Genomic DNA, 13,658 nt, shown 5'->3' with positions numbered 1-13,658 from the left:
AACATGCAGTGTCGCCAGCTTAGGCTTAGCGAGATTGCATGAATGCTGTTTCCTGTGCCGATTTCCTGTCAGAGCCAATTTTAACGAGGAAAGAAAATCTATGAAAAAGCTAGCTTTATCAATGCTTTCATTCTCTATGGTCATCGCAGCTTCCTCTGCATATGGGCACGCGACGCTAGAACAGAAGGAAGCAGAGGTTGGCAGCACTTACAAAGGTGTCATCCGTATTGGTCACGGCTGTGATGGTCAGCCAACACTCAAGGTCCGTGTTGTAATTCCGGAAGGCGTGGTCTCCGTCAAGCCGATGCTCAAAGCAGGGTGGGAGCTTGAGACTGAAACCGGTCCTTACGCCAAAACCTATGAGTATTACGGCAAAACTCTTAGTGAAGGCGTCAAGCAGATCACCTGGACCGGTAGTCTGAAACACGAGCATTACGACGAGTTCATCTTCCGCGCCAAGCTGCACAAGACATTGGCTCCAGAACAAACTCTCTACTTCAAAACCACACAAGAGTGCGGATCCGGGGAGAATGCATGGATCGAAATCCCAGCTGACGGCCAAAACAGCCACGACCTGAAGCGTCCGGCTCCGGGCGTGCACCTGATCAAACCATCAGAACATTCACATTAAACCGCCTGTATTTCTACTGCTCAGTCACATCGCTGGCGGACAAGGCTCGGGCAAATCGCGTTAATCTAGCGCCTTTCCATCAGCAGCATACTGGAGCACCCAAGCCGCTCCAGTATGCACTCCCGGATGATCAGAATTTGTAGGAGACATGCCCGAAGAAAGCGGTGTCTCGAGTATCTTCCCCATATTCACCAAGCACACCGATAGAAGCACCAAAGTTGCCCTTGGTATAATCCAGAGAAGCAGATGCGCGCGCCAGTGTCTGATCCTGATCACTTCTGACAGTCGCCACACCATTTGCACCGGAGCGGAGCACATCTTTAAATCCACCGTCACCCAAAATCTGACGCAAACCAGCACGGAGATTGGCCTTTAGCTCTCCATCCTGCACCTGATAAGTTCCGGTCCAACCGAAGGAGGCATCAACGGAGAACTGGTGATTGCTGATCGCATCGTAACGCACATCCGGTACGCCTTGATTGTCAACGCTGAACGCGCCCCGCGAGTGCCAGAGGTGGCTCAGACCAAATTCTGGTGAGAAGATATTGTTACCATGCTCCCAGATATAACTGGCCGCAACGCGTGTCAGCAGGTTCTGGCTGTCATAGGTTTCTTTCGCCTGAGCCGAGCTGTCCTTATAGGTGTTGTTCGTGTGGTAGAACGTGCTCTGCCCAGTAAACAGCATCGCATCTTTACGATAAGCACCCTGAACACCAACACCGTAAGTATCAACTGTTTCCTTTGCCTGATCGTAGACCCCGTCAAAGTCCAGCGCGCTGTGACCATAAAAAACGTTGGCCCCAACAATCAGATCAGATGAGATGACACGGTTGTATCCCGTCACCACACCTGTTGTACTAGCAGAATAGCCAAGACTATCATTCTGATTTTGCTGAGAAAGGTGCAGAGGCGCAGCATAAAACACGCCATATGACCCACTGGTGTTCGACTGACCTGCCATATCAGCAACAGCCTTTTCCGCATCTGATACTGGTGTGCCCTCATACGACAGCAACAGGCCTTCACCGCCTGCATTCTCCGCCTCAAACATCAGATCCGTCAGCAAGCCAGCACCAATGCGCTGGGTGGCATCAATCACCCCGTACTGTTGCTGGGCGACCAATTGTGGACTGGAAACATCGGGGGCAAATCTGAAGATAACCTCTTGATTGGTCGTCCCCCAACTGCTCTCCACTGCCTCAACACTCCAGCCATGGCCTACTACTCCACTGGTATCCAGATGCGCGAACTGCTGGACATCCTGACCTGCAACAAGATCCGGGATCTCATAGGCCTCGTTGACTTTCGTACTGTTTGAGTGGTGAACATGCAGCGTTGCACTGTTAAACGCCACATTGTTCGGATTGTCCGCCTGAATGGTCCCGCTGAAGTTTTCAGTAAGATCATCATTGAAGAGAATGCCGTAGGAATTCACAGTCAGCGCATTGCTTCCGGCATGCACCTGATAGGCCTCAGCCCCTGCACCGCCTGTTGCAGACGCCACAATCAAACCACTATTGTTAAGCGTCGTTGCCCCATTGAGAACAACACCATACGCGATCGCTTTATCCTGTACGCTGTTGGCCGTGCCTGCAGTGGCTTCTACTTTGATGAAGCCCGTGTTTGTGAAGGCACCTTCAACGCCATAACGCGTTGAACCATCGACATAACCTATACCGAAGGCATTGGCGGAACCGTTGGCTTTCACGGCATTTGCGCTTTGTGCGGTACCGCCCGTCGCCTGGACTAGAATTGTCCCACTGTTGGCATCAGCATCACCTTTAACGCCAATAGCAAGACCTTCTGCATTAGCAATCTGATCGCTTTGTGTTATCGCAGATTTGCCAATGGCTATAGCTTTAATCAGTCCCTTATTCTCACCACCCAGCGAGCCATCAAGGCCTGTAACATCTGCATACCCATAGGCGTTTCCACCAACAGAACTCGCTGTGCCACCCGTGCCATAAGCGGCAACCATACCAAGATTGTCAGTGGTTACATTCGGATCGCTATTGCGGATACCATTATAGACACCAATAGATTCAACAGAGGCGTTAGCACTACCTGTGCCATTTGCAGTCGCTTTACCGCCTTGGCCAAACACAACAATATCGCCGCTGTTGTTACCCTCAATGTAGTCATCAACGCCCACGACTTCGGCACTCGCAAACGCACCATCACCAGTGGTGCCAGTGCTCGTTGCTTGACCAGCAAAAGCTTCTGCATGGATTATGCCCATGTTGTCACCTTTGAGGGTATTATCAACGCCCTTTGCCACCGCATTTGCTTCTGCTTTAAAGCCGATTGCCTTCCCAGCGTGTGCAGAGGCTTTTATCTCACCTGAATTGTCGTCATTCAGATCACTTCTTGTGCCGTAGGCTTCAGCAGAGGCATCTGCATTACCACCAGCTGAGAGCGCCTTGGCATCACGCCCGTCTGCATCAACAAGAACATGGCCGCTGTTGTTCTGGATGTAGCCATTCACGCCCACCGCAAGTGTTTTGGAGTTTGCTGTTGAAACGCCTGACGTCTCTGAACTGCCAGCGCTCGAAATCACACTTATCTGACCCGAATTTTCAACAAGGAGATTGCCATGAACACCATAGACATCAGCCGCGGCGTTGGCCTCACCGTTCGTTGAGGCCGCAGTGGCATCACGGTTGTCAGCATCGACAAGAATGGAGCCACTGTTCCGTTCCGTATAGCCTTTGACACCAATAGCGAGAGCGTACGAAGTTGCGCGTTCACTTCCCTCCGTACGTGCATCTCCGCCCTTTGCAACAATGTCGATTAGGCCTTTATTTTCGCCCTCAAGATCATTGTCGATGCCGGTTATGTCAGCATCTGCGTAGGCAATACCTGTTTTACTTGTGGCAGTGCCTGCGTAACCTTCAGCTTTGATCGTGCCGACGTTATCTCCCTCAACATCAAGATAGGTGCCGAAACCTTCAACACTGGCATTTGCATTACCACTGCCCTGCGCGATGGCTTCTCCTGCCTCTGCATAACTGGAAAGATGCCCCAAGTTATCGCCCAGGATCCTGTCATCAACCGCCTTTACGTTCACTTTCACACTGGCATGACCACCACCAGATGTGATGGCGCTCTTGCTAACGCCTTTGACCGCAATCGATCCGACATTGTCGTTCTCAATTGTTCCTTCAATGCCATCGATAGTGATGGCTGCAGTTGCTCCAGTTCCGGCATTCGCGCTGCTGTCTGCAACCCCACCAGTGACCTGGATGTTAATTTCACCGGAGTTGTTTTGTTCGATATCGTCTTTGATGCCGCGAATGTTGATCTCTGCGGTTGCATCTGCACCAGATGCCCTGCTGCCAATCACAGTCACCTGCAATTGCCCAGAGTATTCCGTGATTGGGCCTGTAATCACTTGCGTGTCCAGCGCAGCATCGTTGGGCGCGGTCTGAGGTGCAGTGATATGAACCGTCTGCGCCATAAGCGGTGCCGCGATTACAATGTTTGAAACGAGCGCAATTATGGAGACACTGCTCAAACTGCGAGATTTATAAGTCACGGCCCCACCCCAACTATTTTATATTCGTATTTACGACAATATTTACAGATGCTCCTCCAACGCATCAAGGCGGACGCTTGGTCATCCACGTTTATATTAGTTATTTCGTATTTTAGGATGTGCTTCAGAAAACCTACTACTCAGGGTTTGTTCCTCTCTCCAAATTCACGCAGGAGCAAACTCAAAACCTTGACATTTGGCGTCAAAATTATAATATAGTGCCATATGTCATTATGATGTTGAGCTGGTTTGGTGAGAGGGAAGATGCCTAGTCTTCGTAAGATTGAACAACCTCTGGCACCCGGTGGGCCAAAGTTTACCGAGGAAGAAGTGCATGCCATGCAGCGGGCGGTGATCAACTTGTTTGAGCGCTGGCAGCTGACGGATGAGCAGGCCACTTTGCTGCTGGGAGACATTGCCAAGCGCACCTATCAACGTTGGAAGACGAGACACTATGGTCGTGTCAGCGTAGACCTTGCAGCGCGCCTGTCCAACCTGCTTGGCATTCACAAGGCGCTTCGCTTGCTGTTCAGCGACACCAACCGTGGGTATGGTTGGGTGAAACGCGCGAACCATGACTTTGGCGGTAAGTCTGCTCTTGAGATCATGATGGGCGGACAACTCACGGACTTAATGCGCGTGCGCAGATATCTTGATGCGCAGCGAGGCAACTGGTGACCACATTAACTTTGGTGGAGACGGACCTGAAAGCTCCTGAAACACATGTCAGCTGGCCCAAGTATTATCGGTTGGTCAACTCGGCTTACCCACCCATAGATTTGTTTGAAGACATTGCCGATCCCGCAGATTGGGAACTGCTGGCCGCTGCAGAGAGCCGCACCAATCCGCGCCTTGCAGAAACCATTGGCAATCTGGATCTTGTACCCGTTGAACGGCGGGTCAATGGAACAGGCTCTTCCTATCTGATGGCACCATTCACCCATGCCTCTCCTGACCGGACTGGCCGTTTCCATGATGGGTACTTCGGCGCTTTTTATGCCGCCAAATCTTTTGAAACCGCGCTGTTCGAGACTGTGCATCATACCGGAAATTTCTATGCCGCCACGCAAGAGGCACCGGGCTGGATTGCGCAGATGCGCGAGTTGATCGGCAGTGTTGAGGCTAAACTTGCTGACGTAACAGATCCGCGTTTTGAAGTTCTCCTCCACCCGGATGATTACAGCGCCTCTCAGGTCTTCGCACGCAAACTGCTGGAAGAGGGCGGCGATGGCATTCTCTACCCAAGTGTGCGGGACGAGAGCGGGTTGTGTATTGCTGCGTTTTATCCCGACGTGGTGGAAGCTCCACTTCAGGCCCGGCATTTCAGCTATCACTGGAGCGGTGAGGCGATTGATATGATCAAGGACCTGAACTCAGGCGAAGTCTTCGAGATCGCTGATTAACCGCCAACACCCTACAAAATAAGCTAGATTTTCCACGCAGATTCCCTAGCGTCAAAAATTGCAGTTTTGCAACTTTTATTTCCAGAAAGAACAGCGCCACGCAGGTTTGGGCCACTAGCATCGCACTATTGATTTTATAAGGACAATAATTGTGAGCTTTTTCAGCAGTAGCGGCGGAACCTACAGCTTCTCCAACTACAGTGTTGCAAAGTATATAGGCAATGCGTCGTCGTCGATCAGCACTCGTGTCAACCAGAGTGTTTTGTCACCGGATGATGAGTCGAAAGACAAGACAAAGACGCCTGACTTAAAGCCGACTCCGGATACTGCCGTTGATGCACGTGCTAAGCTGACCGATCTTTATGGCGACCTTGATACGACCTCCAGCAAGTACAAGGATGACATCGAAGCGTTTCGTAAAGACATCTTTGATGATCTGGAGTTTGACCGCGAGACCCTCCACCTGATCGCCAGCAATGAAAACGGCTACTTCTCTGATGAAGAGATAGAAGCTGCAAAGCAAGTGATGCAAGAGCAGCTTGACGAGATCCTGAAAAAAGACGCTCCCGAGGCTGGACCGACTGCCGACAATTATCTGTCTCTTTTGAAGTATCTGGAGGAAGAGACCTCCGCAGAAGAGCAAAAGTCCTTTGAGTGGGCAGAAAGCAAAGCCAGCGCTCAGGCTGCTTATAAACGACTATCCGGTGGTAAGGAGAGCGACCTCTTTTCAAATGATCCTGTCGTCAACTTGCTCACCAAAGCCCATGAAGACCTGTTCGACGCGCAGAAAACCAATCCTGACGCTAAACTGGAATCCATGTCCTCCTACGATTCCGCTCAGTACCAGTGGGAACGGAACAACAACAGCTACGACGCTTACACCTCACCGGATGCCTGGTGGAAGTAATATCGCAATAGACCATATGGTCCCTGCTTCAATTCTGGGCAGGGATCACGCAACACGTTGACACTGCAGGAACATTGGCACGTCTTTGCCCCAAGACCAGAGCGTGGCGCCATCGGCAAACGCGCTCAACTGATCGTTGATCTCCTGCAGTGAAATGCCTTCGCTATCAATCGCATCTTGTTGGATGTCTATTTGTCACGACCAGCAATCATAATCACTTCGGCATGTAAACATCGCTCTTTTGAGGGCGTTTGATCTGTTCAGACAGATGAACTTATTCCTATGACGGGTTTGCAACTGTACTTCCGGATCTAGTAAAATGACAGGCACCGCTGAAAAAATAGACTTGATAGCCAAAACACTTGAAGGTGATATCTTGAACAAGAAAATTTTTCCTTTGTTGCAAGACATGCGAGAGATATCCCAATCACTGGACTATAAGCAAAAATCTGAAGCTTTTCACAATATGCTGAGAAGCTTTAATCGCATGTGGGGTGATGAGTTTTCGCCTAAAGATGAAATTGTATCACCATTATTAGATGACCTATTCGAACTGCATGGCTTTCCAGAGGAAAAATCAAATGCTAAGTGAAGCGAGCGGCCAACTCGCGCACTGTGCACTTCCCGAAATCTAGGGAAGCTAGCTTCAGAAGAAGTTTCCACCAAGGTTACAGCAGACTATTTCTACTCTCTTTTGAAAAGATATGGTTTTAATAAGTACCTTCAGTTTTTTGAATGGCAGATAGCCCCGCCAAGCAAAAACAGCTTCAGAAAATACTCAGAGCTGGTCGGCGCACCTAATTATCGCGTTGCACCGCATCCATCTGCACATACAAAAATAGCCCGGTGATGAAACCGGGCCATTCTATTGAAAACTGTGTTTTCTCTTATTCAGCCGGGGCTTTTTCCACGCCCTCAGGCTCGTCATCTTCGGAGAAGAACTCCTTGGTGAGCTTGAAGACAATCGGGCTGAGAAGTGCCAGCGCGATCAGGTTTGGAATAGCCATCATCGCATTCAGCGTATCAGCCAGCAGCCAGATGAAGCTCAGCTCCGCAGTTGCGCCGAAGTAGATCGCAACCACCCAGAGGATGCGGTATGGCTTGAGCGCACGAGGCCCAAAGAAGAAGCCAACGCATTTCTCGCCGTAGAAGCTCCACCCCAAAATGGTGGTGAATGCAAACACTGAGAGCGAGATCGCAATCAGGTAGCCACCAACACCTGGCAGAGATGTTTCAAATGCCAGAGAGGTGAGCGCTGCACCGGAGGAGCCAGAGGTCCACACACCGGATGCCACAATCGCAAGACCAGTGATGGTACAAACGATGATGGTGTCGATGAACGTGCCGAGCATTGCGATCAGACCCTGATTAACAGGGCTCTTGGTTTCAGCAACCGCGTGAGCGATTGGCGCAGAACCCAGACCAGCTTCGTTAGAGAAGACGCCACGGGCAACACCAAAGCGGATCGCAGCCCAAACAGCAGCACCAGCAAAGCCACCTTCAGCAGCTGTGGAGGTGAATGCCTGAGCAAACACTGTCTGCACAGCAGCACCGATGGAATCGATGTTGATGATCAGAACAACAAGGCCAGCTGCAATGTACGCAATAGCCATGAACGGAACCAGTTTGCCGGCAACGTTACCAATGCGCGTTACTCCTCCCAGAATAACAGCAGCTGTGAGTGCCATCAGGACAACAGCCGTTGCCTGTGCCGGAATGCTGAAGTTCTCATTCAGAACGTTCGCAACACTGTTGGCTTGCACACCGTTACCAATGCCGAACGCAGCAACAGCGCCGAATGCAGCAAAGGTTGGAGCAAGCCAGTACCACTTACGGCCAAGACCGTTTTTGATGTAGTACATCGGGCCACCAACAAAGTTGCCAGCGTTGTCACGCTCACGGTATTTCACCGCGAGGACAGCTTCGGCATACTTGGTTGCCATGCCCACAAGCGCAGTCATCCACATCCAGAAGAGAGCGCCAGGCCCGCCCAGGAACACAGCCGTCGCAACGCCTGCAATGTTACCTGTTCCAATTGTAGCTGAAAGAGAAGTCATCAACGCATTGAAGGGGCTGATTTCACCACCACCTTCGCCTTGGCGACCTTTCCAGAGCAGGCTAAAGCCCGTGCCCAACTTAAAGATGGGCATTAGTTTGAGTCCGATCTGGAGAAAAAGTCCTACCCCGAGAATGGCTATAAGCATCACAGGGCCCCAAACGATAGAATTGATTTCGCCTAGGATATTCGTCATTATTTCCATGGTTAGCCTCCCACCATGATTTTTATTATGATTTAGTTTACATCCTCGGCATGCATAGGGAATACATCTACAATAGACCTATTTCAAACTTTTCTGTTGCTTTTCAATTAGTTAATTTGAAAATACGTAGTTTACCTACGGTCATCACGAAAAATTTTGGTGAAAATTTCGCGTCTGACGGGCGTAAATTATCGTTTTTAACCGACCACCCGGTACAGTTTTGGAAAATCCATCCCCGGATTCGTAACTTATGAGCACATTCTGATTAACCAAGATAAGAGAGTTGCGGTATTGCCCCAAGGGCAGGGGAAAATTACTCCTCCCGATAGATCTCCTGCTCGGTAAACTCCCAAAATCTCGTCACCGCGCTGTTGCTGGGTGTTGTTGGCAGGCGGGTGAGGAACAGGCTACGCGGGGCAGGGGGATCAAGCGGTAAAACTTTCACACCCTCCAGATCCTCGGGCAGTGCCAGTTCTGCAATAATAGAGCAGGCAAGGCCGGAGCGAACGACCGCCAGAATGGATGTGATCTGCTGAATGGAGTGATCCACGCGTGGGTCTGTATCTGACCGGCCAAACCATTTCCGCACCAACGGCTCACTGCCCCCCTTTGTCATAATGAAGGGCTGCTTTTGAAAAGCTTCAGCGTTCATGTGCAGCGGCAAGTTCATATCATCTGCAGTGATTGCGACAAGTCGGTCACAGGCAATGGGCAGACTCTCGAACTCCTCGTCTCCATCCAGTCCCGGGACTACGGCCACATCCACCTCACCGCGTCGCAAAGCTGCGATGATTTCCTGATCCTGTGCCTCACGCAGTTCCAGCGCGATCCCCGGATAGTGGCGTGAGAACCGCTTCATCACATTAGGCAGCAATTGGGTAGAGGCCGATGGGCCTGAAGAGCCGATGCGCACGCGCCCGCGTTTGTTCTGGCGCAGATCGTTGATGCTGGCCAGTGCGTTCTCTTCCGCCGCCTGCACGCTCAGGGCCTGTCCCTTCTACACCTTGCCCTCATCCGTCAGCTGTACTGGCTGAGAACCACGACGGAGCACCTTTACGCCAAGCCGCTTTTCAAGCTCAGCGATGGATTGGCTGACGGCAGACTGGCTCACCCCCAGTTGATGCGCGGTTTTGGTGACGGAGCCAACCACCTGCAGCAAAGGCAGAGCGCGCACGGCAAGTTCTGGCAAGCGCATTGCAAAAGAATTGAGGCCATCAGGCTTGGTCATCAGGTATCACCACACATTATAAGCTTAGCTTATTATTTTATATCTCATCATTAGCCTAGGACATAGCAGCAGGAAAGACCAGCCAAACCAGTAGGGAGAGGGCGCATGGGGATTGCGATGGCATTGCTGCCAAGTTTGGGTTTGCTGGCTTTGGGCGGTGTATTTGGCAAGCGCCTGGACCAGGCCACATGGCGGGGCATTGATACGCTGAACTTTCAGTTGCTGTTTCCAGCCCTGATGTTCTCCGCTGCAGCAGCTCGCCCCATCAATCTGGATGATGCAGCCATCATCGGATTGGGCACCTGGGGTATTTTAGGGATCGGCTTGCTGCTTGGCTGGATGTTGCGCCCGTTTGGTCCAACACAGTTTTTGGATTTTGCCGCTGGTTGGCAAACAGCGTGGCGGTTCAACACAGCCATCGGGTTTGTGGCCATCAATGCGTTGGACGCCGACAGTGCTTCTCTCATGGCCATAGCCATTGGCTTTGCGGTGCCAATGGCAAACCTGATGGCGGTAACGGCTCTTTCCCTGGGCAAAGGTCTTGGCCTGCGCAAGGCAGCGGAAAAGGTGGTGCTCAATCCATTCTTTCTGGCAGCCCTTAGCGGTGTTGCGGTGGGTTTGAGCGGATATCCGCTTCCCTCAGTCCTTTCGGAAGGTCTCAATCAACTGGCTCTGGCGGCCATCCCCCTAGCATTGTTGGCTATTGGAGCGACACTTGATTGGCAGGGACTGATGAAGCTGGATGTTTATACGGGTGGGTTGAACTCCATCAAACTGTTGGCCTTGCCTTGCATTGCCTGGTTTATGGTGCACAGCTTTGCCATTCCAAAAGAACAGGCATCCGTGTTGGTGCTGTTCGCAGCTTTGCCCACCGCATCAGCCGCCCATGTACTGGCCGCCGCCTTTGGTGCGGACTGCCGGCAACCGGCCACGCTGATCGCCCAATCCACGTTGCTCTCGTGCATCAGCCTGCCGCTTTGGATCGCACTGCAGACCGGATAATAAAACGGGCCCTGCGGAGACCGCAGAGCCCAAGCCATTAGATAAGGAAGGTCATTCGTCATCTATGAGCACATGAGCTCATTTATGCGGCTTGTTTAAAAGCCGTAGGCTTAAATTCCAGAACCCAACAGGCTTCCAGCTTGTTTCTCTTCCAAGGCAGGAAGGAGCGGACGCGGTACTTCACCTGACGAAGTTCCAGATAGTCCGGCAAGCTTGCACCGGGGCCAGCAGATTTCTGAATCAGGTCTGCCCAATCCCGTGCCAGTTTGGTTGGTTCTTCGACGATTTGCATTCCGTCGCTCTTTTCTCCGGTGGTTTTGGAGATCAGCTGCTTGTAAACGGATGGGTTCAACAGGGCCTTCAAGGCACCACTCAAACCATGCAGATCTTCACCAAAGGCCTGATCATCTTCGTCAGCGATGTTACCGGCATTTTCCTTGTCTTGATCTGTTGGCTCATTCAGCACAACACTGCTGGCTTCTGTGGTGCCGTGTTCAACTTCCTTGATCACGACATTGTACTGATCCTTCTTGCCACTTTCCATCGGTGTGATTTCAACCTGGAACATGGCTGACCAAGGTTGTTCCTTCGCCCATTTCAGGATCTTGCGGATACTTGTGCCGTTGCTCATCTTGGCCATGACTTCCTTCATGGCATGGTCCTGCAAGCTGCTGATCGCATCATGTGCATTCCCATAGCTTTGCAACAGGCCGTCACCCTTGGAGGTAAGGAACTCGTCCAGATGGCCTCTCTTGTCCTGAATGTCGCTGCTCTTTTGTGACTGATCTTCTCGCAGATCAGACATATTGAGAGCCAGATCGCCCAGATCACCTGCAATGGCTCGTGGCAGATTGTTGATCAGGTTAACCTCGGCAACAGTGTCAGAGGTTGGCTTCTGTTCCACTACCCAGGCCGTCTTCACGGTGTCCGTGTTGGAGAAGAAGCCCTTCTTGATGTCGTGATAGCGGATCTGTTTCAAAGTCATGTAATCAGGCAGCTGATCGCTGATGTCCCGGCCATTTTCCTGTGCGCGGGCGAGGGTTTCACCCCAGTTCATTGCCAGATCACTTGGCTTTTCAACAAATGGCAAATCATCATTGCTGGCTTCACCCGTAACCTTGGTGGTCAGGGCGGCCATCATTTCAGGTGAGCGCAAGCCGTTGAAGATCAGCTCAGGATTTGCCATGAGCTTTTCTTTCGACAGATTTCGCTGTGCCAGATCGGTGTTGCTGTCGATATCCAAACCATCAGTGTCTTCGTTTCCCGCAGCGCTGTCACGCAGCTGCGCTTCAATGTTGAAGAACTCACCCTTGGTGGTGATGTCGATATCAACGAGCTTTGCCCATGGCTGGGTGGCAACCCAGTTCATGGTCTTACGAGGGCTGTTGGTTTGGGCAAGATGGTCGTTGACCATGTTCTTGGCCATCTTCGCAAGGCCGGAGGCTGCATTCAGGGCGCGGTCGTTCTGCTCTGCCAACTCATCAACGGCAGAATCCACGGTCTGGCCAAAACTGATGGCAGACTGAACGTCGTTTGTGGTGTTCAGCGCCATACCCAGCTGCCGGACAACAGCCATGCGGTATTCAACAACTTCCTGTTCAATTTCTTCCAGCTTTTGTCGTTCACTGTCAGAAACCGCGTTTTCCTTCGCATTGTCGATGGTGTCGCTCATAGCTTTGCCGAAGGCATGCTGGCGGTACAGCTCATTGACATCTTTGACGAGTGCATTCCCAAGCTTGACCATATTCTGGCTCATAAACACCAGCATTTCGCGGTGGGCCGGGGTCAGCTGCTTAGGGTTGGAGTTGGCAGCATTCTGCAGGAATTCATTGAAGCGGGGATCATCTGCCTGGCTGTCAAAAATTTCCTTGGTGACACTCCGGGACTCTTCCCTCAGTTCCTTCTTCAGATCACGGGTGAACTGCTGCTTGACCATCTCATCAGCTTTTTCCTGAGGCATGCCCAGAACATCTTTCACATGATGTTCCCATTTGGCGGCTGAAGGGTCAGCATAAGCTGTTGCGAGAGGGTCTTTTAAGAAATCCTCTTTCTTCTGCTGGAAGGTGCGCAAGCGGTCTAACCGCTCACGAAGCGTTTCGGATTCCGGCAGGCCAATTTCCTCAAAGACAGCATGGACCGGCATTGGCTTTGCGCCAGCGGGCCGTTCTGGAGGTGGGGTGTCGACGACGACATAGTCGCTCAAATCCGGGTCGGCAGTTCCATTGCGTTGGTCATGATTACCATGAACGCCATTGACCTGCTCGTTTGAGGTTCTTGCTGTACGGTTGGTTTCGTCCCCATCTTCCTCGGGGAAGTTCCAATGCATGTTCTGGTAGACTGCCTTGGCCCAATCGTGCTGTTCAGCATTCAACTTATTTACAGGCATGACACGTCTCCTGCTAACTAAGTTTTGTTATTGGCTAATAAAGTTGTGCTCCTCCTATCCGTTTATTTTAAGGCACGGAATAGACTTTAGTATAATAAGTTAAGACTGATTAAACCGGTCTGCTCAAATGCAAGCGGTCTAAGCATTTAAACCGACAATACCGATCACGTTTTCTCAAAAACATCAATCACATCTGCTGATAGCGCAATCAGTGAGCGGGTGCTCAATTCTCCCGGTTTGCCACGCCAGCCTGTTCAAATTTGCGGTTTATTTGAGAGACTGAAACCGCCTGTTTGCAATGAAAT

Annotated in this window: 11 protein-coding genes; 6 read left to right on the top strand and 5 right to left on the bottom strand. The window is 51.3% G+C overall.

Features of this window, described 5'->3' with window-relative positions; genetic code table 11:
- Positions 1–100: 100 nt before the first annotated feature.
- Entirely contained in the window at positions 101–631 is a 531-nt protein-coding gene (locus tag PsAD26_RS09530) for a DUF1775 domain-containing protein (protein WP_063310201.1), read from the top strand.
- Positions 632–761: 130 nt separating this feature from the next.
- Here PsAD26_RS09530 and PsAD26_RS09525 read toward each other — a convergent pair whose 3' ends face one another.
- Positions 762–4,166, bottom strand: a complete 3,405-nt coding sequence (locus tag PsAD26_RS09525; protein ID WP_208985604.1) for an autotransporter outer membrane beta-barrel domain-containing protein — start codon at positions 4,164–4,166, stop codon at positions 762–764.
- A 339-nt stretch (positions 4,167–4,505) separates the two neighbouring features.
- Between PsAD26_RS09525 and PsAD26_RS09520 the strand changes: the two genes are divergently transcribed.
- From PsAD26_RS09520 to PsAD26_RS09505, 4 genes are all read left to right on the top strand, one after another.
- Positions 4,506–4,844 carry an MbcA/ParS/Xre antitoxin family protein gene (locus tag PsAD26_RS09520; protein ID WP_082826935.1) on the top strand — a complete coding sequence of 113 codons (339 nt, stop codon included), beginning with the start codon at positions 4,506–4,508 and terminating at the stop codon, positions 4,842–4,844.
- The gene (locus PsAD26_RS09515) at positions 4,841–5,569 is read left to right on the top strand and encodes an RES family NAD+ phosphorylase (RefSeq protein WP_244278188.1); all 729 of its coding nucleotides are present in this window, start codon (positions 4,841–4,843) and stop codon (positions 5,567–5,569) included. The genes PsAD26_RS09520 and PsAD26_RS09515 overlap by 4 nt, the downstream gene beginning before the upstream one ends.
- Before the next feature lie 151 nt (positions 5,570–5,720).
- Complete coding sequence (locus PsAD26_RS09510) at positions 5,721–6,476, top strand: hypothetical protein (RefSeq protein WP_208985603.1); 756 nt, start codon at positions 5,721–5,723, stop codon at positions 6,474–6,476.
- A 319-nt stretch (positions 6,477–6,795) separates the two neighbouring features.
- Positions 6,796–7,068, top strand: a complete 273-nt coding sequence (locus tag PsAD26_RS09505) for a hypothetical protein (protein WP_063310198.1) — start codon at positions 6,796–6,798, stop codon at positions 7,066–7,068.
- 295 nt (positions 7,069–7,363) lie between these two features.
- Here PsAD26_RS09505 and PsAD26_RS09500 read toward each other — a convergent pair whose 3' ends face one another.
- The 3 genes from PsAD26_RS09500 to PsAD26_RS29950 all read right to left on the bottom strand — a co-directional run bounded on the left by PsAD26_RS09500 (position 7,364) and on the right by PsAD26_RS29950 (position 9,965).
- Positions 7,364–8,737, bottom strand: coding sequence for a sodium:alanine symporter family protein (locus PsAD26_RS09500; RefSeq protein ID WP_063310197.1), 1,374 nt, complete (start codon positions 8,735–8,737; stop codon positions 7,364–7,366).
- A 313-nt stretch (positions 8,738–9,050) separates the two neighbouring features.
- The gene (locus PsAD26_RS09495; RefSeq protein ID WP_208985602.1) at positions 9,051–9,716 is read right to left on the bottom strand and encodes a LysR family transcriptional regulator substrate-binding protein; all 666 of its coding nucleotides are present in this window, start codon (positions 9,714–9,716) and stop codon (positions 9,051–9,053) included.
- Positions 9,717–9,734: 18 nt separating this feature from the next.
- Positions 9,735–9,965, bottom strand: a complete 231-nt coding sequence (locus PsAD26_RS29950; protein ID WP_208985601.1) for a LysR family transcriptional regulator — start codon at positions 9,963–9,965, stop codon at positions 9,735–9,737.
- Positions 9,966–10,070: 105 nt separating this feature from the next.
- Here PsAD26_RS29950 and PsAD26_RS09490 point away from each other — a divergent pair, with 105 nt between their 5' ends.
- Positions 10,071–10,967, top strand: a complete 897-nt coding sequence (locus PsAD26_RS09490; RefSeq protein ID WP_063310196.1) for an AEC family transporter — start codon at positions 10,071–10,073, stop codon at positions 10,965–10,967.
- 82 nt (positions 10,968–11,049) lie between these two features.
- Here PsAD26_RS09490 and PsAD26_RS09485 read toward each other — a convergent pair whose 3' ends face one another.
- Entirely contained in the window at positions 11,050–13,353 is a 2,304-nt protein-coding gene (locus PsAD26_RS09485; protein ID WP_063310195.1) for a hypothetical protein, read from the bottom strand.
- Positions 13,354–13,658: the final 305 nt, after the last annotated feature.

The sequence above is a fragment of the Pseudovibrio sp. Ad26 genome, assembly GCF_001623285.1.
Classification (GTDB): domain Bacteria; phylum Pseudomonadota; class Alphaproteobacteria; order Rhizobiales; family Stappiaceae; genus Pseudovibrio; species Pseudovibrio ascidiaceicola.
This window is presented reverse-complemented; position numbering and strand designations above follow the sequence as displayed.